Raw genomic sequence first — 24,243 nt, forward strand, 5'->3', positions numbered from 1 at the left:
ACCAATCCTCCTGAAAACAACTATATTTTCCTTTATTGTTTACTAAAATCAAGAATTATACGTATTGAATTTTCGTTGGTGCCTTTGGATCCGTATCATGTATCTCAAACGCTTCTCCAACTGCAAAACCTTTTTCCTCTAGCACCTGTGCAACAGACATACGTGCTAATTCTTTCATATTATTATCTAAACTTAAATGCGCTAAATAAATGTGTTTCGTCTCATCTGTGATAACATCAGTCATTGCAAGTGCTGCATCTTCATTAGAAACATGACCCACATCGCTTAAAATGCGTCGTTTTATACTCCATGGATAGCGTCCCATACGAAGCATTTCAACATCATGATTACTTTCAAACACAAATGCATTTGCTCCTTTAATGATACCTTTCATACGATCACTTACATAACCTGTATCTGTAATAAGAGCCAATTTCCTACCATTATGATGAAATGCATAAAACATTGGCTCTGCCGCGTCATGAGAAACACCAAACGATTCCACTTCAATATCTCCAAATGTTTTCACATCACCAATTGAGAAAACAAACTTTTGATTAGTTGGAATGTTACCAATTAAATGTTCCATGGCGTTCCACGTTTTTTCATTTGCATACACAGGTAACTGATATTTACGTGCCAAAACACCGAGACCTTTAATATGATCACTATGCTCATGTGTTACAAGAATACCTGATATATCTTGAATGTCCAATTCAGCTTTCTGAAATAAAGCTTCTGTCGCTTTTCCACTCAAGCCTGCATCAATGAGCAATTTTTGTTTCTCAGTCCCTACATATAGCGCATTTCCTGTACTGCCGCTTGCAAGTACACTAAAATGCAAACTCATTTCTGCTCACTCCATTATTTTTTCATTTTCCTTTTCTTTCTCTAACTTAATAACTTGTCCTTCAATAGCATTCACAAAATAATCTACTTTTCGATCTGTTTTTAAATTCCATGTCGGAGCAAGCACTTGTATATTAGAAGCAGAAGATGCAACAAGAGTTGCATATCCAATCTGTGCTTCTTTAAAATGCGTATTTTGTTTTATTTCATTCTTAAAGTATAAATTTTCTAAAGCTGTTTGAGCTGTAATAATTTCTTGCTCTTTTGCTTTTTCATTTTCACCCATCTCTTTTAAATCGGTTAACATTGTTTGTGTATACGAAACAAATTCACCTTTCTCATTTAAATCCACAACAATCATCCCATGATCATTATAAAAAATAGGCTTATCTTTATACTTTTGAAAGAAATAGATTTTCGTTGCTTCCGCTTTACCAAACTCATATTTCTGACCATCTAACACATAGTTTTTCAAAAAATCACTATACTTATCTTTAGATACTGTTTTTGCGTTTAACAATGGTTCCTTTAATTTACTTACAATTGTATTTACACCTTGTAAAATAGCTGTTTGGTTTTTTAAGGAACGGATATCCTCTTCTTTAAATTCCTTATTTTTCGCTATAATAAAAGAATCTTTCTTTGGTTCTTTTGGCAAATCACCAACGGTAATTTTATCATCTTTTAACTGCTGATCTACCTTTGTTTCTGCCATTAACTCTAATTGATTACTATCTTGCTTTTGAATGAATTGAAACACGAGAAAGAGGTCTAAAATAAAAAAGGTAACAATAAATATTGTTTTAATCCGATTCCAATCCAATTAGCTCTCCCTCCCTCTCTTCACTCCACTCAAATACTTGATGATCTTCATCATAAATTACATACCAAATTGGCTCTAAGTTTCCACTTGCAACATGTCCATTCGGTCCATTTTCTGTTACTAATTTATAACCAATTCCTATATCTTGAATTAATTTTTTATCTATATTCGGATTTTTTTCTAATGACTGGATAACGGTCCGTCCAGCTGGAAGCACTATCTTTTTATCCTCAGCTTTATTAATTAATAAATTAAATAATGGTCGCTTATAGCTAATTAGTTCTTCCGATCCCCATACTTGTGTTAATTCAGTCATTCCATCACGATTAAATACAGGTAAATCTTCCTCATATAAACGGAATTTTGTTTTTCCCTTTGAATTTAGATAATCAAATCTATATGCATCCGTTAAGCCGCTATGACTATTAACAAATTCGAAACTTCTTTGCATAAGGAGATTACCGGACATGCGCGCACCGCTAGCCACAGATGAATTTGTATACTTCAGTATTCGGTTCTGCTTGTTTATTTGCATAAGGCGAATACCATCTGTATAGGTTTCTTCTAATTCATTAGAAATAGGAGTTACATAACGCGGATCACTAAATAGTGCATTTTTAAATGATTCCACTCCCATTTCTGTAGCAAAATACATTAGATTTTGCATTTCTGTTGAATCATCTGGTAAAAATATTTTTTTCGTATCATTTATTTCATAAGCAAAATACGGTCTTGCTAAAGCTAGAAATTGATTTTGTGCATTTACAATATCTCTTAGATTCACACCTGTTAATGTCATTTTATATATTTTACGATTGCTGTAAGAAACAAAATTCACATCAATATTTTGATCACGACTTCTAGAAGGATCGACAATAATACGATCAAAATTAAGCATATCTAATTTCTTATCTTTAATTGTTAATACGCTCCTAATTGCATCAAATGGAACCTCGGTCGGAAAGACAATTTCAATCTTGTCTTCCCCATGCACATAAGAGAGGAAATCACCTTTTGAGATAGAATTCGTGATATCCTTAAAATCATGCAATTCTCCTCTCTCGATAACTGTATATAACAAGTCAATATTAGCTTTCCTTTCACTTACGAAATGCTTCTTATCCTTATGAACAATCATAGAGGATGGGACAATTACATCTGAAATATCTTGTTTTAGTGCATCTGCATTCCCTTGGACAACCTTTGTGCTTTGCACCGAATTAGAATCAGGTACATACGTCCACAAATTAAAAGTAAGAAACAGGCTAATGACAACTAAGTTAATAAGGACAATGGTTTTAAAGTTTTCCATATTCATTCCCAATCGTCCTCTTCTTCCTTCGCCATTGGAAGGGTGAAATAAATAGTTGTTCCTTTCCCTTCTTCGCTTTTCGCCCAAATAGATCCACCGTGTGCCCCAATCATTTCCTTAGCAATTGCTAAACCTAAGCCTGTTCCACCCATCTGTCTTGAACGTGCCTTATCTACACGATAAAAACGTTCGAAAATCTTCTCTACATTTTCTTTTGGAATACCCATTCCCTGGTCACTTACACTAATTTCTAACATATCCTCTCGATCGCGCAGGCGATATGTTACTGTTCCACCTTCAGGAGAATACTTTAAAGCATTCGAAATAATGTTATATAAAACTTGTGTAATTTTATCAGCGTCCATATCAATGAATCGAGATTTCTTAGAGAATGAACGTTTAAAGATTACATTTTGTTCTTTCGACATTTCAAAACGATCGATAACATTATTAAAGAAATCTGTAAAGTCTACCCATTCTTTCATTAAACGATGTTCCGTACTATCTAATTTAGATAATTGCAACAATGCATTCACAAGTCGAATCATTCTTTCCGTTTCTTCTTGTGTAACTGTTAAAAATTGTGGTGCGATATTCGGATCTTGCCATGCACCATCACTAAGTGCCTCTAAATAGCTACGCATCGTCGTTAACGGTGTCCGCAGTTCATGTGATACGTTCGCTACAAACTCACGGCGCTCACGGTCAATACGCTCTTGTTCTGTCACATCATATAATACAGCGATTAAACCATTTGTTTTCCCTGTTTCCTTTTGAATAACGGAAAAACTAGCTCGCAAAATATACGGTTCATTTCGCGTACTGAAATCTAATAAAACAGAATCTGGTTCTTCATATAGATGATCGAGTGTAAATTCCTCTTGAATACCTAATACTTCTAAAACAGACTGATCTAATGCCGTTTCACGTGAAACGTTTAACATCTTTTCCGCAGGATCATTTAATAAAATAATGTCTCCTTTTCGATCAGTAGCAATTACGCCATCTGTCATATGAGATAAAACGGACGAAAGCTTACGTCTTTCACTTTCAGTCGAAGAACGTGCTTGTTGTAATTTTTTTGATAAATTATTAAACGATAGTGCTAATTGACCAATTTCATCGTGACTATGTACTTTTACTTTACGAGAGTAATTTCCCTTTGCCATTTCAATTGCTTGTCTTCGCATATCTGAAATTGGTCTTGTAATTGTTTGAGCTAATAAAATTCCTAAAACTGCTGTTACTAATAAAGCAATCACTGTCCCGGTTGCAAAAATTTGATTGATATCCTTCATCTGCTTATAAACATCTTCCATAGAAGCAACGATATGAATGACCCCAATTATTTTCCCCTTCTCTCCCTCAATTGGGGTTGCCATAACTTGGACACGATGACCGGTAGTTCCATCTTTCTCAATCTTTCCTTCAGCCTTTTTTTGTACAATAGCCCGTTGGACAGATAAATCTGTTACCGTTTTCCCTACCCTACCTTGCTTAGATTCTAAAGATACCGCTAAAAGTCGTCTGTTTGGATCAATAACACTTACTTCTTGAATGTCTTTTTTTCGGTCTGATGCGAATTCCGTGATTGACGTTTTAATAGCCTCTTCTAAGGGTGGGTCTGTTTTTTCACGCTCTTTTGTAAACTCTTGCTTCAAATTGTAAGACAGTAAATTCGTTTGTTGCGTTAATGAATCCTTAAAACTTTGTACGAGACTTTTCTCAAGTTCACGAACAAAATATACACCAATAACCTGCATTGCTATCAAAATTAATAGCATATATATGAGCACAAATTTCAAATGAATCGATTGAAAAAAACCAACTTTCTTCATATACTATTCCTGCTCTGGATCACGCAAGTAATACCCTACTCCACGTCTTGTTACAATTAAAGTCGGGTGACTTGGGTTGTCTTCAATTTTCTCACGTAAACGGCGTACTGTTACATCTACCGTACGTACATCTCCAAAATAATCATATCCCCAAACTGTTTGTAATAAATGCTCACGCGTCATAACTTGTCCTAAATGTTTCGCCAAATAGTGGAGCAATTCAAATTCACGATGCGTAAGTTCAATGCTTTCTTCTCTTTTTGTTACACTGTACGCATTTGGATTAATCACAATTGGTCCAATAACCATTTCTGTATTTTCTTCTTTTTCAGCTGAGCCACCTTGTTGATGACGACGCAAGTTTGCTTTGACACGCGCCAATAATTCGCGCGTACTAAATGGTTTTGTTACATAATCATCTGCACCAAGTTCTAGTCCCAGCACTTTATCGATTTCAGAGTCTTTCGCAGTTAGCATAATGATTGGCATTTCAGAGTTTTTTCGTATTTCACGACAAACCTCTAACCCATCTTTCCCCGGTAACATAATATCCAATAAAACCATATCTGGTTGTTCCTCGTTCGCCTTTTCAATGGCTTCGTCACCGTCATGCGCCATCACAATTTCAAAGCCTTCTTTTTCTAAGTTAAATTTTAAAATATCTGCAATCGGTTTCTCATCATCAACGACTAAGATTTTCTTTCCCATCATTGTTTATTTCCTCCTAATAAAAATATGGTCAATCATCCTCAAACATGCACAGCTATCTGTATGGCATATAGCCAAACAATCGTATCCTTTGTTTGAGTATTTTCTCCTCTATTCTCATAGAATCATGTATGATTCACTTATAAGTGGATCACTATACGATCTACAGAAAAACCTCTAGCTTCAACTGCTAGAGGCTCCTCATTCTATTGTAAAATAACTACTCTCATTTGTAAAATTGAACAATATAAAAAGGATATTAAGTGGGCCCACTTAATATCCTGAGAGTGGCTCGGGACGGAATCGAACCGCCGACACGAGGATTTTCAGTCCTCTGCTCTACCGACTGAGCTACCGAGCCAAAACATATATATAAAACCACTAATGGTGGTATAAACAAAAGTGGCGGTCCCGACCGGGGTCGAACCGGCGATCTCCTGCGTGACAGGCAGGCATGTTAACCACTACACCACGGGACCACAAAACATATATAAAAAGACATGACCCGTACGGGATTCGAACCCGTGTTACCGCCGTGAAAGGGCGGTGTCTTAACCACTTGACCAACGGGCCACGAAAAATAAAATGGTGAGCCATGAAGGACTCGAACCTTCGACCCTCTGATTAAAAGTCAGATGCTCTACCAACTGAGCTAATGGCTCATACTCACCAACGTCATATTTTCGTGACGACAAGAGTTATCTTACCACAACAACTTTTATTTTTGCAATACCTTTTTATATTTTTTTTATAAAAGAATAAGAAAAAACTCACATAAGCATGAGTTTTTTCTTAAATAAATCAATTTTATCTTAATTAACCACCGTATACGTTACGAACGATGTTTGTTTGATTACGATCTGGACCAACAGAGAACATAGATAATTGAATACCTGTTAATTGAGACACACGCTCTACATAATGTCTTGCATTTTCAGGAAGTTCAGCTAATGTTTTTACACCTGTGATATCTTCAGTCCAACCTGGAAGTTCTTCATATACAGGCTCACATTTCGCTAAAATGTTTAAGTTTGCTGGAACTTCATCCAGAACTTCTCCATTATATTTATATGCAATACAAATTTTCACAGTTGGAATACCTGTTAATACGTCGATAGAGTTTAAAGATAGATCTGTTAAACCACTTACGCGGCGTGCATGTCTAACAACAACGCTATCAAACCAACCTACACGGCGTGGACGACCTGTTGTTGTACCATATTCACGACCAACTTCACGAATTTGATGACCAATTTCATCATTAAGTTCAGTAGGGAATGGACCGTCACCAACACGGCTTGTATATGCTTTACATACACCTACTACACGTTTGATTTTAGAAGGACCAACACCAGAACCGATTGTTACACCACCAGCAACTGGGTTAGAAGATGTAACGAATGGGTACGTACCTTGGTCGATATCAAGCATTACGCCTTGCGCACCTTCAAATAATACGCGGCGTCCTTCATCTAATGCATCATTTAATACAACAGATGTATCGCATACGTATTGTGCAATTTGTTGACCATACTCAAAGTACTCTTCAAAGATTTCATCTGCATTAAAGCCTTCTGCATCATACATTTTTTCAAACAGACGATTTTTTTCTGCTAAATTGCGTTCAAGCTTTTCTTTAAATGCTTCACGATCTAAAAGATCAGCCATACGAATACCAACGCGAGCAGCTTTATCCATGTATGCTGGACCGATACCTTTTTTTGTTGTACCGATTTTATTATCACCTTTACGCTCTTCTTCTAACTCATCTTGTTTTAAGTGATAAGGTAAAATAACGTGCGCACGGTTACTAATACGTAGATTATCAGTGCTTACACCACGATCGTGTAAGTATTTTAATTCTACAAGTAATGCTTTTGGATCTACTACCATACCGTTTCCGATAACACAAATTTTTTCTTTATAGAAAATACCAGATGGAATTAAGTGTAGTTTATACTTAACACCGCCGAAAACAATTGTATGTCCTGCGTTGTTTCCACCTTGATATCTTGCAACTACTTCCGCATGTTCAGAAAGGAAATCAGTAATTTTACCTTTTCCTTCATCGCCCCACTGTGTTCCTACAACTACTACTGAAGACATTATTCAAGCACCTCCGCAATTTTCAAACGAACTTTTCAAACAATATAATTGTACCAAAATGAAAAAAGAAGTCAATTTAAAAACGAACATTTTTTTATCTTTTATCTGTTTCGTTCGTAAGAATTCTTTATTCACACGATGAAAGCCCTATCTTTTGTTCGTAAAAAAAGAAACACATCTTATTATAAGAAATGTGTTTCTTTTTTATACTTCTACTATGCCGGCGGTGCATGTCCATCGTCAAAACGCCGCTCTAAGTTTACGAATTTGTTAAATTCCTTCACGAATGCGAGTTCTACAGAACCTACCGGACCATTACGTTGCTTTGCGATAATAATTTCAATCGTGTTTTTATTTTCTGTTTCACGATCATAGTAATCTTCACGGTACAAGAATGCCACAATATCGGCATCCTGCTCAATACTTCCTGATTCACGAATATCAGACATCATCGGACGTTTATCTTGACGAGATTCAACACCACGAGATAGCTGAGATAAGGCAATAACAGGCACTTGTAGCTCACGCGCAATTCCTTTTAATGTACGGGAAATTTCAGATACTTCCTGCTGACGGTTTTCACCAGATTTCCCACTACCTTGAATAAGCTGTAAGTAATCAATTAGAATCATTCCAAGCCCTTGCTCTTGTTTTAGCCTGCGGCATTTTGCACGAATTTCACTAACACGAATTCCCGGCGTATCATCAATGTATATACCAGCATTCGAAAGACTTCCCATTGCCATTGTCAACTTCGCCCAATCATCTGAAGTTAACGAACCAGTACGAAGCCTTTGCGCATCAATATTCCCTTCTGCACAGAGCATACGCATAACAAGCTGATCGGCACCCATCTCTAAACTAAAAATTGCTACATTTTCATCTGTTTTAGTCGCCACATTCTGCGCGATATTCAGTGAAAAGGCCGTTTTCCCTACTGAAGGACGGGCTGCCACAATGATTAAATCGTTACGCTGAAATCCTGCTGTCATCTTATCTAATTCAGTAAATCCAGTCGGTATCCCTGTGACTTCACCTTTTTGATTATGCAAAAGTTCAATTTTATCATAAGCATCTACAAGAACATCCTTAATATTTTGGAATGCTTTTGCATTTGTTTGATGTGATACTTCTAATATTTTTTTCTCCGCTTCATTTAGCAAGCCTTCTACATCATCTTCACGTTCATAACCATCTGATACAATGTGAGTTGCTGTTCGAATCAAACGGCGCAAAAGTGATTTTTCCGCAATTATGCGTGCATAATACTCTACATTGGCAGCCGTCGGAACAGCTTCCGCTAATTCCGCTAAATAGGAAACACCACCAACCTCTTCTAACAACCCTTGGTCAGCAAGAGCTGCTGTTGCGGTAACTAAATCAATTGGTTCTCCTTTATCAGATAGTTCAAGCATAACCCCAAAAATCTTTTGGTGTGCTGTCCGATAGAAAGATTCCGGTAGCAGCAGTTCTGAAGCCGAAGTTAACGCATCTTGATCGAGGAAGATAGCACCTAGAACTGCTTGCTCGGCCTCTATATTATGCGGAGGGGTACGATCAGCAAGTACGTCACTCATACGCAATCCTCCTTGCCTAACTTATTTTTATTGTTCACTAACATGAACCTTTACTGTCGCTGTTACTTGCGGATGCAATTTTACAATTACATTTGTATATCCTAACGCACGGATTGCATCGTCCATTTCAAATTTACGTTTATCAAGCTTAATATTATGTGCTTTTTGCATTGCATCTACAATTTGTTTACTTGTAATAGAGCCGAATAAGCGACCACCTTCACCAGATTTTGCTTTTAACTCTACAGTTAATTTTTCTAAAGTTTCTTTTAATTTTTTAGCATTTTCAAGTTCAGCCGCTGCATCTTTTTCTTCTTTACGCTTTTGCGCCTCTAATGTTTTCATGCTACTGTTAGTTGCCTCAGCAGCTAATCCTTGTTTTAATAAGAAGTTATTTGCATAACCGTCCGGTACATTTTTTACTTCTCCTTTTTTCCCTTTACCTTTTACGTCTTTTAGAAAAATTACTTTCATGATTGTGTGCCTCCCTGTAAATAGTCATCAATAACAAATTGAAGTTTATCTTCAGCTTCATCGACCGTTATATTTTTCATCTGTGTAGCAGCATTTGTTAAATGTCCGCCGCCACCTAAATTTTCCATGATTAGCTGTACGTTTACTTCACCTAAAGAACGTCCACTAATTCCGATAAAGCTTTCCCCACGTTTTGCAATAACAAAAGATGCAATTACTCCTGTCATCGTCAATAATGTATCAGCTGATTGCGCAATTAATACTTGATCGTAATATTCATCACCAACTACTTTGGCAATCGCAATTCCATTTTTATAAATGTAAGCATTTTGAATCGTTTTTGCAACTCGTAAATACTGCTCCATATCCTCTTTCAGTAATTCTTGCACAAGAACTGTATCCGCTCCATGCGAACGTAGGTAAGAAGCTGCATCAAATGTACGAGCACCTGTCCGGAAAGTAAAGCTTTTTGTATCTACTATAATACCAGCCAGTAATGCTGTCGCTTCTAACATTGTCATTTTTAAACGTTTCGGCTGATATTCAAGAAGTTCTGTTACAAGCTCGGCTGTCGAAGACGCATATGGCTCCATGTATACAAGAAGAGGATCCTCAATAAATTCTTCACCACGGCGATGATGGTCAATCACAACTACGTTTTCAATCTTATGCAAAAGCTTTTCCTCCATCACCATGGAAGGTTTATGAGTATCAACGACAACAAGCAATGAATCATCCGTTGCAAACTCCATAGCCTGTTGTGGCGTAATAAAGTGAGACCATAATTCCTCATTTTGTTTCACTTTATCCATTAAACGTTTAATACCTTTATCAGAATCATTCTCATCTAATACAATGTACCCTTCACGCTCGTTTAACTGCGCTACTTTTAAAATTCCAATTGCTGCACCAATTGCATCCATATCAGGAGCCCTATGCCCCATTATAATAACATTACTGCTCTCTAATACTAAATCTTTTAATGCATGCGAGATAACCCTTGCACGTACACGCGTGCGTTTTTCAACAGGATTTGTTTTACCACCATAAAATTTCACTTTACCTGTTGCTTGTTTAATCGTAACCTGATCTCCGCCTCGTCCTAAAGCAAGGTCTAAACCAGATTGCGCCATTGCTCCAAGCTCTGATAAAGATAAATCGCCCGATCCTACACCAATACTTAATGTAAGTGGAATATTTCTTTTTGATGTTTCTTCACGTACTTGATCTAAAATATCAAACTTTCCTTTCTCCATTTGTGCCAAAATACTTTCATTTAACACAACGAAGAAACGCTCTGAAGAAGCCCGTTTTAAATATGCACCATATTTGATAGCCCACTCATTTAAGCGTGATGTCACCAGGCTCGTGATATTCGTACGTAATTGATCATCCAATCCTTGTGTAACTTCATCATAGTTGTCCAAATAAATAATCGCGAGAACTGTACGCTGATCTTCATACATTTTTTCAATTTCTGTTTGCTCTGTTACATCAAAGAAGTAAATTAACTTTTCTTCTTTCCTTACAAACACACGAAATTTACGATTATTTAATGATACAATATCATCAGCCGTTTCTCCTTTAATAAAGAGAAGTAACGTTTCTGATACATCATACAAATGCCATCCCGCTAAGGAATGTTGCCCTAGACAAGAAGATAAATAAGGATTTGACCAATCAATTCCATAATCCCTATTGTATAACAAAATACCAATTGGCATTTGATTAAACGCTTCATTACTTACTTTCTTTACCCTTGTAATCATATCCGTTGTGTACTTTTCAAAATTCCTCTGAAAGGCAAGCTCAGATCGAATTACAAAAAAGAGGACAATACAAAAAATAAAAAAAGCGGCCATTCCCATCATCCAGTTAAAACAACCGAGAATGGTAATAAGCACAAATATAAAAAATGCCAATACATAAACAGGATATAAAAACCGCTGTCTCTTATAAAATTCAGGCATGTATCCAACTCCTATAAAGTAAAACTAACCTAAGTAGAAATTAATTCATTTTTACCTCTGGTTAGTTGAACAAATTAAACGCCCTCAAGTTAAACTTTCACTACGAAACCTGTAATGCAAAAAGCTAATATAACACTCTCCCATTTTCATCTATTTTGATTGTATTTTAGAACGTAACGAGAAGCCTAAGTCAATTATACCTAAGATTGTTACAAGAGGAAACAAGATAGGAACAATCATAACTAAAACAAAGCTAATAATAGGAATCGCCTTCGTATAGCCTTTTATATGTGCAAAAAAGGCTATACATGAAAATCCCTGAAATGCGAGTAACAAAGAAAAAATAGTATATAGATTAGTGAATGCCATGTCTAAATATGAACCTGATTCCACCTTTATAAAAGTGGAAAGCAAAATAAATATAACGTAATACCAAACAATATTCTTCGGCAATTGCATATCTCGAAATTTAGACCACGGTGTTACAGTATACTTCAATCTTCTTAAAACATTCCCCGCCATCAAGACCGTCAACCAAGAAAAGATTAAAGAAACCATTACAAGTAAACTTGGTAGAAGCATCCGGATCATATCACTAAACTGTCCGAATAAATCTTTTTGCTCTTTACTAATCGGCGCACCGGTAGCTTTCATTATCTTCTCACTTTGTTCCATTCCTTCTTTAAACATATCTTGCATTTGCTTAATTAAATCTATGTTAAAAAGTTTTATACTTACAACATAAATAAGAACAAAACTAAACAAATATGCAAGCATTCCTACTAACAATATTTCCACTGGTCCTTTTTTCTTCTTATACATATATCCTAAAGCAACACCTATTATGCCAGACATACATGTATTCACAAGACTAAGCGGAGAACTAACAATAATGGTAACAAGAAGTGCAGCTGCAAAAAGCATACACGTACTAGAAAACGAATATCTTACCATAAACAATAGAAATGGTAGGGGTAATGCAAATATCGCAACAATACTTACAATCGGAATATATAGGGATATTAAAAGCAGTACAGCATATACCGCTAATAAAACCGCTCCCTCTGTAATGAGCCTTGTACGTTTCATCCTTTAACCTCTCTTTCCAAAAAGAAAAGCATAGCAAAATGCACAGTAGAGTCTCACTCTACTGTGCATTTCATACGCTATTATTCACCAACATATGGTAAAAGTGCCATTTGACGAGCACGTTTAATTGCAACTGTAAGTTTGCGTTGGTATTTTGCGCTTGTTCCTGTTACACGACGAGGTAAAATTTTACCACGCTCAGAAACGAAACGTTTTAATAAATCAACATCTTTATAGTCGATGCGAGTGATGCCGTTAGAAGTGAAGAAACACACCTTACGACGTTTCGCACGTCCACCTTTGCGTCCTGCCATGTCTATTTCCCTCCATTCTTTGTTAAAAATAACCGATCTATACCATTAGAATGGTAAATCGTCGTCCGAAATATCAATCGGTTGACCTACATTTGAAAATGGATCGTCATTCTTCGTAAATCCAGAGTTACCTGAGTTACCTGAATTACCAGATTGACCAAATGGGTTAGAGCCTTGGTTACCGTAACCAGCTCCTGATGGTTGCTGATTGAATGAACCACGTTGCTCCCCACCGCTATTACGCGGCTCTAAAAATTGTACGCTCTCCGCAAGAACTTCTGTTACATATACACGTTTACCATCTTGTCCCTCATAATTACGAGTTTGAAGACGTCCATCTACGCCTGCTAAGCTACCTTTTTTCAAATAATTCGCCACGTTTTCTGCTTGTTTACGCCATATTACACAATTAATAAAGTCAGCTTCACGCTCACCTTGTTGATTCGCAAATGCGCGATTTACAGCTAACGTGAAAGTAGCTACCGCAACACCATTGGGCGTGTAACGTAAGTCAGGGTCCTTAGTTAAACGACCAACGAGGATAACACGATTCATCAATCGAACCACTCTCCCTATATATCTTAATTATTATTCTTCTTCTTTAACAACGATGTGACGAAGGATATCTTCGTTGATCTTAGCTAAACGATCGAATTCTTTAACAGCTTCTGCATCAGAATTTACGTTTAAGATCATGTAGAAACCGTCACGTAAGTCGTTGATTTCGTAAGCTAAACGACGCTTACCCCACTCTTTCGTGTTAATGATTTCTGCACCATTGTTAGTTAAAACGCCTGCGAAGCGCTCAACTAAAGCTTTTTGAGCTTCTTCCTCCATATTTGGACGGATGATGTACATGATTTCGTACTTTTTCATTACACTTTCACCTCCTTTTGGTCTAAACGGCCCATAATGGGCAAGGAGCAATTAATTATATAGTAATTACTCACGAGTTTAGATTATATCATAGTAAGTTAGATGAATCAACTAACCAATAAATAAAAAACTTGGCAAACATATGACATGTTCACCAAGTTTATACCTCTATTTTTCCTAGGAAATATTGAATTACACGTTAAAGCGGAAGTGCATAACATCTCCATCTTTTACGATATATTCTTTTCCTTCTAAACGCACTTTTCCTGCTTCCTTAGCAGCTGTCATAGAGCCGTTCTCCATTAAATCATCATATGAAACTGTTTCAGCACGAATAAATCCACGTTCAAAGTCTGTATGAATAACCCCAGCACATTGAGGTGCCTTCATGCCTTGTTTGAATGTCCATGCACGTACTTCTTGTACACCAGCTGTGAAATAAGTAGCTAAGCCTAATAAGTCGTACGCAGCACGAATTAACTGGTCTAAACCTGATTCTTCAATACCTAACTCTTCAAGGAATACTTTTTTCTCTTCCTCGTCTAGCTCAGCGATTTCCGATTCAATTTTTGCACAAACAACAATTACTTGTGAATTTTCATTTGCTGCAAATTCTTTTACCATCTTTACATATTCGTTTTCAGATGGATCCATAATATCATCTTCACTTACATTGGCTACGTAAAGCATTTCTTTTGTTGTCAATAAGTGAAGACCTTTAACGATTTTCATTTGTTCGTCTGTAAATTCAACAGTACGAGCTGGTTTACCTGCTTCGAATGCTTCTTTTAAACGGACTAAAATCTCGTGTTCGTATACCGCCTCTTTATCCTTTTGTCTTGCTAATTTTGCTACACGTTCAATACGCTTATCAACAGATTCCAAGTCAGCTAAGATTAGCTCTAAATTAATTGTTTCAATATCATCAATTGGATCTACTTTTCCTGAAACGTGTGTAATATTTTCATCTTCAAAACAACGAACAACTTGGCAAATTGCATCTACTTGGCGAATATGAGATAAGAATTTATTTCCTAGTCCTTCACCTTTACTTGCACCCTTTACGATACCTGCAATATCAGTAAATTCAAATACAGTTGGAACAGTTTTTTTCGGTTCTACTAGTTCCGTTAGTTTATTTAAGCGTTCATCTGGTACTTCTACAATCCCTACGTTCGGATCAATTGTACAGAATGGATAGTTTGCAGATTCTGCTCCCGCTTGTGTAATTGCATTAAATAATGTTGATTTTCCTACGTTTGGCAAACCAACAATCCCAGCCGTTAATCCCATATTTTTCACTCCTATGTCTCAATCTTCCATCATTATAGATAGTAACGAATAAAATGACAAGTTCCCTAAAAGTTCAAAAAAGTAACAGCTGCCTGGAGCAGCTGCTACTTTTTCTCTATTCTTCGTGCTTTACAAGAATTTTTTTCACTTTGCGATCAAACTCTCTTCGAGGAATCATTACCGAATGGCCACATCCCTCGCACTTAATGCGGATATCCATTCCCATACGAATAATTTTCCAACGATTTGCACCACACGGATGGGCTTTCTTCATTTCCACAACATCGTACAAGTTATATTGCTTTTGCTCCACTCTCCAAACTCCCCTCGTCATTAATTTGCTTTTTGATTAACCATCTCTTTACGATTATATAAAACCATATGTGGATATGGAATCTCAATGCCGTGTAAATCAAGGCGATTTTTAATTTCTTTACGAAGCGCTCTAGCGATAGGTGCATGCTGCATCGGTTCTACTTCAGCAATTACACGAAGCACAACTTCAGATGCACCAAGCGTTTGAACACCTAATAATTGCGGTGTTTCTACCATTTGCTCATATTTTTCTGGTAATTCTTCTAATAACTCTTCAATTATTTGCTCTGCACGCGCAATATCACTATCATAGGAAATCGATACATCGACAAATGCAACACTATTACTAACAGAAAAGTTTGTCACTTGTATAATACTTCCATTAGGTAAAATATTGATTTCTCCTGTCCAACTTTTTATCTTAGTTGTACGCAATCCAATTTCTAATACAGCACCTTCAAATTGACCAATGCGTACATAATCACCTACTGAAAATTGATCTTCTAACAAAATAAATGCTCCTGTAATGACATCTTTCACTAAACTTTGAGCACCAAAACCAATTGCTAAACCGACTACTCCAGCCCCTGCTAATAAACCTGCCACATTAATATGGAATACCCCTAAAATCGCAATTAACATAATAAATATAACAACGTATGCTACAATATTTTCAAGCAATTTAGCTATTGTAAGTGTACGACGCTCTGAAATTTGAATTGGTGAGCGATTTCCCATACGAAATGCATTTCTAACAATTGCCCTAGCAATACGAACTACTATTGTACCAAGCACTAAAATAATTACTATTTTTAGTGCGCCCATTCCTATATTAGACCAATCTATGGAATCAAACCATCGTTGTAATAAATTCATGTGTCCCTACCTCCCCGACCAAAATGTCTTTTTATTCATTCTTTATTTTATCAGAAATTCTCCCTATTTCTGATAAAAATTTTATTACAGTATTTTTACTGATTCACTTTGATTGAGGTATAAAATGGCATAAAAATATATATACTAGTACTATTATTTACGGTTTTATAAACGGCTTGCAAAATAATTTTCCATATTAATTTTTTCTTTAATTACCGAGAATTAACATCACAATTACTGAAGCTTTATAAAATAAATTCTACAACCAAAAACTTTTACATTGAATCGTAAAATTTATCAAAAGGATGGATGATTCATGAATATAAGGAATTTCCGATTACCTTTTTTTGAAAAAGAATCGCGAAATATTATGCATCACGATTTAGAAGCTTGTACAATAATTAGTGATTTTCTTCTCTCACATATACCTCTTAGTCCAAATACATCTCTCATCCTAATTTGTATTGGAACAGATCGTTCAACTGGTGACGCACTTGGCCCGTTGGTCGGATCTAAACTAGAACAAATGAACATTCAAAATCTCCACGTATTCGGCACACTTGATGAACCAATTCATGCACTAAATCTCGAGGATAATATTCAGAATATACAAACTTCATTTCCTGATTCTTTTATTATTGCAATTGATGCTTGTCTTGGAAAATCTCAAAACATTGGTTCCATAACTGTTGGTGAAGGGCCTAGTAAACCTGGAGCAGCAATGAATAAAAAATTACCAGAAATCGGCAAGCTACATATACATGGTATCGTAAATTTAAATGGTTTCATGGAGTTTTTTGTCTTACAAAATACAAGATTAAGTCTCGTTATGAAAATGGCAGACGTTATTGCCCAAAGTATAAAGGAAACAGATCAAAAATTATCCGTATTAAAAAAAGCAAACCATCTATAAATAAAAAGATGGTTTGCTTTTCAGTTTTCCCCAGATAATAGTTCTAAAATGCGATTTAAATCTTCTTTATCGAAAAATTCTATTTCAATTTTTCCTTTTTCTTTTTTTGTTTCTTTAATTTTTACACCTGTTCCAAATTTTTCTCTTAACAACGTTTCACGTTCTTCGAAAAATATATTTCGTTCTTGCTTCACTTTCTTTGTTTCACGTGAAACTCGCTGATGCATCTGCTGAACAATTTGCTCTAACTGCCTAACATTTAATCCTTCCTTTTCAATACGCTTCAATAAAGACTTTAGCTGTTCTTCGTCTTTTATTGTAAGTAATGTCCGTCCATGTGCCATGGATAGATTTCCATCTGCAATCATTTCTTGAACAAATGAAGGAAGGGTAAGTAACCGAACATAATTAGCAATATACGGTCTACTTTTTCCAAGACGCTTTGCTAATTGCTCTTGCGTTACATTTAGCTCATCCATTAGCATTTGATATGCCAAAGCTTCTTCCATTGGATTTAAATCTTCACGTTGTAAATTTTCTAACAAGGCAAATTCCATCATTTGCTGTTCATTTAATTCTCGAACGACAGCTGGAACTGTTTCAAGGCGTGCCTCTTTTGCAGCACGGTATCTTCGTTCACCAGCAACAATTTCGTATCCTTTAATACTTTTCCTTACGATCAAAGGTTGTAAAATGCCATGTTCTTTAATAGATGCTGCCAATTCTTGAATTGCTTCTTTTTGAAAGTTTTTACGCGGTTGGTAGGGGTTTGGCCTTAATTCATTTAGTGCAATTTCTTGAATTTTCTCTTCCTCTTTCACATCTAAATCTGGAAAGAACGCATTAATCCCTCTTCCTAATCCTTTAGCCACCAGCAATCACTTCCTCTGCTAAATCTATATATACTTCTGCACCCCTTGATTTAGCATCATACTGCATAATTGGTTTCCCATGACTTGGAGCTTCACTTAAACGAACATTGCGTGGAATAATAGAACGATATACTTTATCTCGAAAATATTTCTTCACTTCATCTATAACCTGAATCCCTAAATTTGTACGTGCATCTAACATCGTTAACAGTACACCTTGAATTGCTAAATTTTTATTTAAGTGCTTTTGTACAAGTCGAACTGTATTTAGTAATTGACTCAACCCTTCCAATGCGTAGTATTCACACTGAACAGGAATAATAACGGAATCCGCTGCCGTTAGTGCATTAATTGTTAATAAGCCTAAAGATGGGGGACAATCAATAATAATATAATCATATTCATTACGAATTGGCTGCAAAGCCCTCTGTAAACGAACTTCCCGGGAAATGGTTGGTACCAGTTCAATCTCAGCACCTGCCAATTGAATTGTAGCAGGTAGAACATCTAAGTTTTCAGTTGCGGTTTTTTGTATAACCCCTTGAACCTCTGCATCTTCTACAAGGACATTATAAATACATTGATCTAACTCCGACTTTTCAATTCCTACACCTGTCGTTGCGTTCCCCTGAGCATCAATGTCAATAAGCAGTACTTTTTTTCCTACCTGTGCCAATCCAGCTCCTAGGTTAACAGACGTTGTTGTTTTTCCTACACCGCCTTTTTGATTAGCAATAGCAATGATTTTTCCCATGATGTCACCTACTTTCAACCTTTCTGTCTTATTCTAAAAATAATTATGTTTATTGTAACATGAAATGAAAATTTTTCTTTTGCATCCTTATTAAACTTCAAAATTTATTCTAAAACTCCTTCTTCATTTAGGAAGAAAAATATAGGAAAAAAGACCTCTCCCAAAGGGTGAGATCTCTATCACATATGAATTATTTTTTTTTAGGAATCTTAATTGTGATCTGATAGTACTCATCAAATTCTTCTTCTTCAGAATTTACGTTCAATCCACTATTTGCAACCATTTGCAAAGATTGTCTAATTGTATTCATCGCAATTCGCATATCACGACTTACCGCTTTCTGTTTTGCCTTACGCTTTGGTTTTACTTCCTCCAGTAGCTTAGCAATACGTTCTTCGGTCTGTTTTACATTCAATTGCTTTTCTACAATTTCCTGTAAAACCTTCAACTGCAATTCTTCATTTTTTAAAGGAATAAGAGCACGAGCGTGACGTTCTGTAATATTCTTTTCTAACAATGCTCGTTTAATTTCTTCAGGCAGCTTTAATAATCGCAACTTATTTGCGATTGTTGATTGTCCTTTTCCTAGCCTCTGTGCTAATGCCTCTTGTGTTAAATTATGTAACTCAATTAGCTTTTGATAAGCAACAGCCTCTTCAATTGCTGTTAACTCTTCACGTTGCAAGTTCTCAATTAGAGCAACAGAAGCTGTTTCCGTATCATTTAAGTTTTTAATAATTGCCGGAACCTTTTCCCAACCTAATTTCGTCGCAGCACGAAAACGTCTTTCCCCGGCAATAATTTCATACTTATCGTCTTCATATTGCCTTATAACAATTGGTTGAATAAGTCCATGTGTACGAATGGTCAAGGCAAGTTCATCAATTCGTGCGTCATCAAAAACTGTACGTGGTTGATAACGATTTGGAATGATATTAGCTATCGGAATTTCTTGTATTTCTTCATGTATCTTTTTATCTATTTCTTCATGGCTTTCGTCTTGTAATTCGAATTCGCTCTCTTTATCTCCAAAGCCAAATAAACGAGAAAACGTATTTTTCATACATATTCCACCACCTTTGGGCCTATTGAATGTCCTACACAGAAATGTTTCCTATGAAACATTTACGTTTTCATTTATATAATTTAATCTTACGTCTAATAAGATTTATTTTTCAATAGGTAATTTATTGGGTGTCCCTGGCTTACGCGGATATTTCTTTGGTGTCTTGCGCTTTTTCACGATTGATAAAATGTTACGTTCACTTTCTTCAAATGGTAATTGGAAAGTAGACATCTCTTTTAGCTCACCGCCAAGCACTTCTAAAGCATACTTACCATTTTCAATCTCTTCATTGGCAGCTGCACCTTTCATAGCGATAAATGTCCCACCTACTTTTACAAGAGGTAAACATAACTCACTCAGTACAGAAAGACGTGCTACTGCACGCGCCATCACGATATCAAACGATTCACGTACACTTTCTTTTTTCCCGAATGTTTCAGCACGATCATGGCAAAATGCAACATCACTTAACTCTAATTTTTGCGCTAAATGATTTAAAAAATTGATGCGTTTTTGCAATGAATCCACAATCGTTACTTTTAAATGCGGGAAACAAATTTTCAATGGAATACTTGGAAATCCAGCACCTGCACCGACATCACAAATAGAAAATGGTTTTGAAAAATCATTATAAAAAGCAGCTGTAATCGAGTCAAAAAAGTGTTTTAAATACACTTCCTCTTTCTCTGTAATAGCTGTTAAATTCATTTTCTCATTCCATTCCACTAATGTTTCAAAGTAGATTTCAAATTGCTCTAATTGCCTAGGAGAAAGGGTAATCCCTCTTTCTCCTAGCATAGATTGAAATTGTTCTATGTTCATCTTGCCATATCTCCTTACTTATTTATTGGTTCGATACTCGCGCAATTTTTCCTTGTTCGATATACACAAGTAAAATGGAAATATCAGCTGGATTTACTCCGGAAATACGGGACGCTTGCCCCATAGACAGAGGACGAACATCTTTTAATTTTTGTCTCGCTTCAGAAGCGATTCCAGAAATTGCATCGTAATCAATGTCGACAGGAATCTTTTTGCTTTCCATTTTCTTCATACGTTCTACTTGTTGTAAGGATTTTTCAATATATCCTTCATACTTAATTTGAATTTCTACCTGCTCTGCGATTTCATCGTGTATTTCCACTTCACTTGGTGCAAGAATGCGAATATGTTCATACGTCATTTCCGGACGACGTAGTAAGTCACTTGCACGTATTCCATCCTTTAATTCACTTCCACCAACACTGCGAATTAATTCTTGCACTTCGGGGCGCGGTTTAATAATAATGCTTTCTAAACGGGATTTTTCTTGATCAATCTGTTCCTTTTTCGCGCTAAAACGCTCATAGCGCTCTTCTGGAATTAAGCCAATTTCATGACCAATTTCCGTTAAACGAAGATCCGCATTATCATGACGCAATAATAAACGATATTCAGCTCGGGATGTTAAAAGACGATATGGTTCATTCGTCCCTTTTGTCACAAGGTCATCAATTAAAACACCAATATAAGCATCTGAACGACCTAAAATAACCTCTTTCTTCCCTAGGGAGCGGCATGCTGCGTTAATTCCAGCCATAATTCCTTGTCCTGCTGCTTCTTCATAGCCAGACGTACCGTTAATTTGACCTGCTGTATATAAGTTTTTAATTTTTTTCGTTTCAAGTGTCGGCCACAGCTGCGTTGGTACAATTGCATCATACTCAATAGCATAACCTGTACGCATCATCTCAACATTTTCTAAACCAGGAATCGTTTTAAGCATTTCACGTTGCACATCTTCCGGTAAGCTTGTTGACAAACCTTGTACATATACTTCCTGTGTATTACGACCTTCCGGCTCTAAGAAAATTTGGTGGCGTGGTTTATCATTAAATCGCACCACTTTATCTTCAATTGAAGGACAGTAACGTGGACCTGTTCCTTTAATCATACCAGAATACATAGCTGAACGATGCAAGTTTCGATCAATTAAACGATGTGTCTCTTCGCTTGTATATGTTAGCCAACATGGAATTTGATCCATAATAAATTTTGTAGTTTCAAAAGAAAATGCACGTGGTTTTTCATCCCCCGGCTGAATTTCTGTTTTACTATAATCAATTGTATTGCTATTCACACGAGGAGGCGTACCTGTTTTAAATCTGACAAGGTCAAAGCCAAGTTCCTCTAAATGTTCAGATAATGTGATAGACGGTTGCTGATTATTTGGACCACTTGAGTACTTCAAATCACCCATAATAATCTCACCACGTAAGAATGTACCAGTTGTAATTACAACTGTTTTCGCTGTATATTCAGCTCCTGATTGTGTAATTACACCTTTACATACATCATCCTCAACAATTAGGCGCTCTACCATTCCTTGACGTAATGTTAAATTTGGCGTTTCTTCAATCGTTTTCTTTAATTCGTGTTGATATGAAAATTTATCTGCTTGTGCACGAAGAGCACGTACAGCAGGACCTTTCCCCGTGTTCAACATACGCATTTGGATGTGAGTTTTATCAATATTACGTCCCATTTCACCGCCTAATGCATCAATTTCTCGTACAACAATCCCTTTTGCTGGTCCACCAACAGAAGGATTACACGGCATAAATGCAACCATATCTAAATTAATTGTTAACATTAATGTTTTTGAGCCCATTCGTGCTGCTGCAAGACCAGCTTCACATCCTGCATGACCTGCACCGATTACTATGACATCGTAAGAACCGGCATTGTATCCCATTATTTATTCCTCCTAAGATCATCTATCCTTCTAAAATACCTATATGTTATTTTCCTAAACAAAATTGAGAAAACAATTGATCGATTAGGCTTTCATGGACAGTATCACCAGTAATTTCACCAAGTATTTCCCACGTTCTTGTTAGATCAATTTGAACCATATCAATTGGAACACCGTTCTCTATCGCCTCAATAGCATCTCCAATTGTCTTTTCCGCTTGTGTTAATAAACCGATATGTCTTGCATTAGAAACATACGTCATATCTGCCGACTCAATTGTTCCTTCAAAGAATAGATCTGCTATCGCCTTTTCTAGCTCATCTACGCCTTTTTCCTCAATTAGGGACGTTGTAATCATACGATTTTTACCTGATAATTCTGTAACACGTTCCATATCAATTTGCTTTGGTAAATCTGTTTTATTTACAATAACAATAAAGTCTTTTCCTTGAACCGCACGGAATAATTCTTCATCTTCAGTCGTTAATGCTTCACTATAGTTTACTACAATTAGAACTAAATCAGCTTGCCCCATCATCTCTTTTGATCGCTCTACACCAATTCGTTCAACGACATCTTCCGTTTCACGGATCCCCGCCGTATCAATAAGTTTAAGTGGTACACCACGAACATTAACGTACTCTTCAATGACATCACGCGTTGTGCCTGCTATATCCGTCACAATCGCCTTTTTCTCTTGAACGAGGCTATTTAATAACGAAGATTTCCCAACGTTTGGTCTTCCAATAATTGCCGTTGCAATTCCTTCTCGTAAAATTTTCCCTTGCTTAGATGTCTCCAATATTTTTTTAATTTCGCCACGAACATGTGTGGCTTTTTCAATTAAAATATTGTGCGTCATTTCTTCTACATCATCGTATTCTGGATAATCTATATTCACTTCTACATGAGCTAATGTTTCTAAAATCTCTTGACGAAGACGACCAATTAATTTAGATAATCGCCCTTCCATTTGATTAATTGCTACGTTCATCGCTCGATCTGTTTTCGCACGAATCAAATCCATTACAGCTTCCGCTTGCGACAAGTCAATACGCCCATTTAAAAATGCGCGCTTTGTAAATTCACCTGGCTCGGCCAAACGTACTCCTTGAGCCAAAATAAGTTGTAATACTTTATTTACAGAAACAAGACCACCGTGACAATTGATTTCTACAATATTTTCACGGGTAAATGTCTTTGGCGCTCGCATAATTGACACCATTACTTCTTCGATTACTTGATCTGTATCTAAATCAACAATATGACCGTAGTGAATCGTATGAGAAGAAACTGTCGTTAAATCTTTCCCTTTAAAAATGCGATTGACCTTTTCAATCGCATCCTCTCCACTTACTCGAACAATGGCAATTGCCCCTTCTCCAAGTGCCGTGGAAATTGCAGCAATTGTATCAAAATCCATGTCCTTTCACCTCGCTTGCTTATTTCTCTCTATTTCAACATGATTTTTACCTTCACTAAAC

General features: G+C 36.3%; 23 protein-coding genes and 4 tRNA genes. 1 reads left to right on the forward strand and 26 read right to left on the reverse strand.

The window, feature by feature from the left end; translation table 11 throughout:
• Positions 1–55: 55 nt before the first annotated feature.
• The 20 genes from J4P91_RS21050 to J4P91_RS21145 all read right to left on the reverse strand — a co-directional run bounded on the left by J4P91_RS21050 (position 56) and on the right by J4P91_RS21145 (position 16,420).
• Positions 56–850 carry an MBL fold metallo-hydrolase gene (locus J4P91_RS21050; protein WP_207995701.1) on the reverse strand — a complete coding sequence of 265 codons (795 nt, stop codon included), beginning with the start codon at positions 848–850 and terminating at the stop codon, positions 56–58.
• 6 nt (positions 851–856) lie between these two features.
• On the reverse strand, positions 857–1,672 hold the full coding sequence (locus J4P91_RS21055; RefSeq protein WP_207995702.1) for a two-component system regulatory protein YycI: 816 nt from the start codon (positions 1,670–1,672) through the stop codon (positions 857–859).
• Entirely contained in the window at positions 1,653–2,990 is a 1,338-nt protein-coding gene (locus J4P91_RS21060; RefSeq protein WP_207995704.1) for a YycH family regulatory protein, read from the reverse strand. The genes J4P91_RS21055 and J4P91_RS21060 overlap by 20 nt, the downstream gene beginning before the upstream one ends.
• Positions 2,987–4,822, reverse strand: coding sequence for a cell wall metabolism sensor histidine kinase WalK (gene walK, locus J4P91_RS21065; RefSeq protein WP_207995705.1), 1,836 nt, complete (start codon positions 4,820–4,822; stop codon positions 2,987–2,989). The genes J4P91_RS21060 and walK overlap by 4 nt, the downstream gene beginning before the upstream one ends.
• A gap of 3 nt (positions 4,823–4,825) precedes the next feature.
• Positions 4,826–5,533, reverse strand: coding sequence for a cell wall metabolism DNA-binding response regulator WalR (walR, locus tag J4P91_RS21070; protein WP_017150079.1), 708 nt, complete (start codon positions 5,531–5,533; stop codon positions 4,826–4,828).
• A 285-nt stretch (positions 5,534–5,818) separates the two neighbouring features.
• Positions 5,819–5,891, reverse strand: a tRNA-Phe gene (locus tag J4P91_RS21075).
• Between the two features lie 42 nt (positions 5,892–5,933).
• A tRNA-Asp gene (locus tag J4P91_RS21080) sits at positions 5,934–6,009 on the reverse strand.
• Between the two features lie 22 nt (positions 6,010–6,031).
• Positions 6,032–6,103, reverse strand: a tRNA-Glu gene (locus J4P91_RS21085).
• A 13-nt stretch (positions 6,104–6,116) separates the two neighbouring features.
• A tRNA-Lys gene (locus J4P91_RS21090) sits at positions 6,117–6,192 on the reverse strand.
• Between the two features lie 154 nt (positions 6,193–6,346).
• Positions 6,347–7,636: an adenylosuccinate synthase gene (locus J4P91_RS21095; protein ID WP_207995706.1), complete on the reverse strand. Its 1,290-nt coding sequence runs from the start codon at positions 7,634–7,636 to the stop codon at positions 6,347–6,349.
• A 215-nt stretch (positions 7,637–7,851) separates the two neighbouring features.
• Positions 7,852–9,213 carry a replicative DNA helicase gene (gene dnaB / locus J4P91_RS21100; RefSeq protein WP_017150081.1) on the reverse strand — a complete coding sequence of 454 codons (1,362 nt, stop codon included), beginning with the start codon at positions 9,211–9,213 and terminating at the stop codon, positions 7,852–7,854.
• Positions 9,214–9,240: 27 nt separating this feature from the next.
• On the reverse strand, positions 9,241–9,687 hold the full coding sequence (gene rplI / locus J4P91_RS21105) for a 50S ribosomal protein L9 (protein WP_207995707.1): 447 nt from the start codon (positions 9,685–9,687) through the stop codon (positions 9,241–9,243).
• A complete protein-coding gene (locus tag J4P91_RS21110; protein ID WP_017150083.1) occupies positions 9,684–11,657 on the reverse strand; it encodes a DHH family phosphoesterase in 1,974 nt (657 codons plus the stop codon). Before J4P91_RS21110 ends, rplI begins: the two co-directional genes overlap by 4 nt.
• Before the next feature lie 150 nt (positions 11,658–11,807).
• Positions 11,808–12,746: a YybS family protein gene (locus J4P91_RS21115; RefSeq protein WP_207995708.1), complete on the reverse strand. Its 939-nt coding sequence runs from the start codon at positions 12,744–12,746 to the stop codon at positions 11,808–11,810.
• Positions 12,747–12,826: 80 nt separating this feature from the next.
• Positions 12,827–13,060 (reverse strand): 30S ribosomal protein S18, encoded by a 234-nt coding sequence (gene rpsR, locus J4P91_RS21120; protein WP_000918874.1) that lies wholly within the window; start codon positions 13,058–13,060, stop codon positions 12,827–12,829.
• Between the two features lie 45 nt (positions 13,061–13,105).
• Positions 13,106–13,618: a single-stranded DNA-binding protein gene (gene ssb / locus J4P91_RS21125; protein WP_017150085.1), complete on the reverse strand. Its 513-nt coding sequence runs from the start codon at positions 13,616–13,618 to the stop codon at positions 13,106–13,108.
• 30 nt (positions 13,619–13,648) lie between these two features.
• Complete coding sequence (gene rpsF, locus J4P91_RS21130; protein WP_017150086.1) at positions 13,649–13,936, reverse strand: 30S ribosomal protein S6; 288 nt, start codon at positions 13,934–13,936, stop codon at positions 13,649–13,651.
• A 192-nt stretch (positions 13,937–14,128) separates the two neighbouring features.
• Positions 14,129–15,229: a redox-regulated ATPase YchF gene (gene ychF, locus J4P91_RS21135; protein WP_017150087.1), complete on the reverse strand. Its 1,101-nt coding sequence runs from the start codon at positions 15,227–15,229 to the stop codon at positions 14,129–14,131.
• Between the two features lie 115 nt (positions 15,230–15,344).
• Positions 15,345–15,542: a DUF951 domain-containing protein gene (locus J4P91_RS21140; RefSeq protein WP_016112820.1), complete on the reverse strand. Its 198-nt coding sequence runs from the start codon at positions 15,540–15,542 to the stop codon at positions 15,345–15,347.
• A 20-nt stretch (positions 15,543–15,562) separates the two neighbouring features.
• Complete coding sequence (locus J4P91_RS21145) at positions 15,563–16,420, reverse strand: mechanosensitive ion channel family protein (protein ID WP_207995709.1); 858 nt, start codon at positions 16,418–16,420, stop codon at positions 15,563–15,565.
• Positions 16,421–16,736: 316 nt separating this feature from the next.
• On the opposite strand from J4P91_RS21145, the gene yyaC reads away from it, so the two are divergent.
• Positions 16,737–17,333, forward strand: coding sequence for a spore protease YyaC (gene yyaC / locus J4P91_RS21150; protein WP_207995714.1), 597 nt, complete (start codon positions 16,737–16,739; stop codon positions 17,331–17,333).
• Between the two features lie 20 nt (positions 17,334–17,353).
• On the opposite strand, the gene J4P91_RS21155 is transcribed toward yyaC, so the two are convergent.
• The 6 genes from J4P91_RS21155 to mnmE form a co-directional block, all read right to left on the reverse strand.
• Positions 17,354–18,205, reverse strand: coding sequence for a ParB/RepB/Spo0J family partition protein (locus J4P91_RS21155; protein ID WP_207995715.1), 852 nt, complete (start codon positions 18,203–18,205; stop codon positions 17,354–17,356).
• On the reverse strand, positions 18,198–18,959 hold the full coding sequence (gene soj / locus J4P91_RS21160) for a sporulation initiation inhibitor protein Soj (protein ID WP_000516112.1): 762 nt from the start codon (positions 18,957–18,959) through the stop codon (positions 18,198–18,200). Before soj ends, J4P91_RS21155 begins: the two co-directional genes overlap by 8 nt.
• 190 nt (positions 18,960–19,149) lie before the next feature.
• A complete protein-coding gene (noc, locus tag J4P91_RS21165; protein WP_017150091.1) occupies positions 19,150–20,022 on the reverse strand; it encodes a nucleoid occlusion protein in 873 nt (290 codons plus the stop codon).
• Positions 20,023–20,127: 105 nt separating this feature from the next.
• A complete protein-coding gene (gene rsmG / locus J4P91_RS21170; protein WP_017150092.1) occupies positions 20,128–20,847 on the reverse strand; it encodes a 16S rRNA (guanine(527)-N(7))-methyltransferase RsmG in 720 nt (239 codons plus the stop codon).
• 22 nt (positions 20,848–20,869) lie between these two features.
• A complete protein-coding gene (gene mnmG, locus J4P91_RS21175) occupies positions 20,870–22,759 on the reverse strand; it encodes a tRNA uridine-5-carboxymethylaminomethyl(34) synthesis enzyme MnmG (RefSeq protein ID WP_017150093.1) in 1,890 nt (629 codons plus the stop codon).
• A gap of 46 nt (positions 22,760–22,805) precedes the next feature.
• Positions 22,806–24,182 (reverse strand): tRNA uridine-5-carboxymethylaminomethyl(34) synthesis GTPase MnmE, encoded by a 1,377-nt coding sequence (mnmE, locus tag J4P91_RS21180; RefSeq protein ID WP_207995717.1) that lies wholly within the window; start codon positions 24,180–24,182, stop codon positions 22,806–22,808.
• Positions 24,183–24,243 lie beyond the last annotated feature (61 nt).

Origin of the sequence: Bacillus sp. XF8 (assembly GCF_017498755.1) — a bacterium.
Lineage (GTDB): Bacteria > Bacillota > Bacilli > Bacillales > Bacillaceae_G > Bacillus_A > Bacillus_A bingmayongensis.

Bases quoted from the DNA above. Each gene is read 5' to 3' on its own strand.
- J4P91_RS21050 (WP_207995701.1), bottom strand. From the start codon at position 850: ATGAGTTTGCATTTTAGTGTACTTGCAAGCGGCAGTACAGGAAATGCG.
- J4P91_RS21060 (WP_207995704.1), bottom strand. From the start codon at position 2,990: ATGAATATGGAAAACTTTAAAACCATTGTCCTTATTAACTTAGTTGTC.
- walK (WP_207995705.1), bottom strand. From the start codon at position 4,822: ATGAAGAAAGTTGGTTTTTTTCAATCGATTCATTTGAAATTTGTGCTC.
- walR (WP_017150079.1), bottom strand. From the start codon at position 5,533: ATGATGGGAAAGAAAATCTTAGTCGTTGATGATGAGAAACCGATTGCA.
- J4P91_RS21095 (WP_207995706.1), bottom strand. From the start codon at position 7,636: ATGTCTTCAGTAGTAGTTGTAGGAACACAGTGGGGCGATGAAGGAAAA.
- dnaB (WP_017150081.1), bottom strand. From the start codon at position 9,213: ATGAGTGACGTACTTGCTGATCGTACCCCTCCGCATAATATAGAGGCC.
- rplI (WP_207995707.1), bottom strand. From the start codon at position 9,687: ATGAAAGTAATTTTTCTAAAAGACGTAAAAGGTAAAGGGAAAAAAGGA.
- J4P91_RS21110 (WP_017150083.1), bottom strand. From the start codon at position 11,657: ATGCCTGAATTTTATAAGAGACAGCGGTTTTTATATCCTGTTTATGTA.
- J4P91_RS21115 (WP_207995708.1), bottom strand. From the start codon at position 12,746: ATGAAACGTACAAGGCTCATTACAGAGGGAGCGGTTTTATTAGCGGTA.
- rpsR (WP_000918874.1), bottom strand. From the start codon at position 13,060: ATGGCAGGACGCAAAGGTGGACGTGCGAAACGTCGTAAGGTGTGTTTC.
- rpsF (WP_017150086.1), bottom strand. From the start codon at position 13,936: ATGAAAAAGTACGAAATCATGTACATCATCCGTCCAAATATGGAGGAA.
- ychF (WP_017150087.1), bottom strand. From the start codon at position 15,229: ATGGGATTAACGGCTGGGATTGTTGGTTTGCCAAACGTAGGAAAATCA.
- J4P91_RS21145 (WP_207995709.1), bottom strand. From the start codon at position 16,420: ATGAATTTATTACAACGATGGTTTGATTCCATAGATTGGTCTAATATA.
- yyaC (WP_207995714.1), top strand. From the start codon at position 16,737: ATGAATATAAGGAATTTCCGATTACCTTTTTTTGAAAAAGAATCGCGA.
- soj (WP_000516112.1), bottom strand. From the start codon at position 18,959: ATGGGAAAAATCATTGCTATTGCTAATCAAAAAGGCGGTGTAGGAAAA.
- noc (WP_017150091.1), bottom strand. From the start codon at position 20,022: ATGAAAAATACGTTTTCTCGTTTATTTGGCTTTGGAGATAAAGAGAGC.
- rsmG (WP_017150092.1), bottom strand. From the start codon at position 20,847: ATGAACATAGAACAATTTCAATCTATGCTAGGAGAAAGAGGGATTACC.
- mnmG (WP_017150093.1), bottom strand. From the start codon at position 22,759: ATGGGATACAATGCCGGTTCTTACGATGTCATAGTAATCGGTGCAGGT.
- mnmE (WP_207995717.1), bottom strand. From the start codon at position 24,182: ATGGATTTTGATACAATTGCTGCAATTTCCACGGCACTTGGAGAAGGG.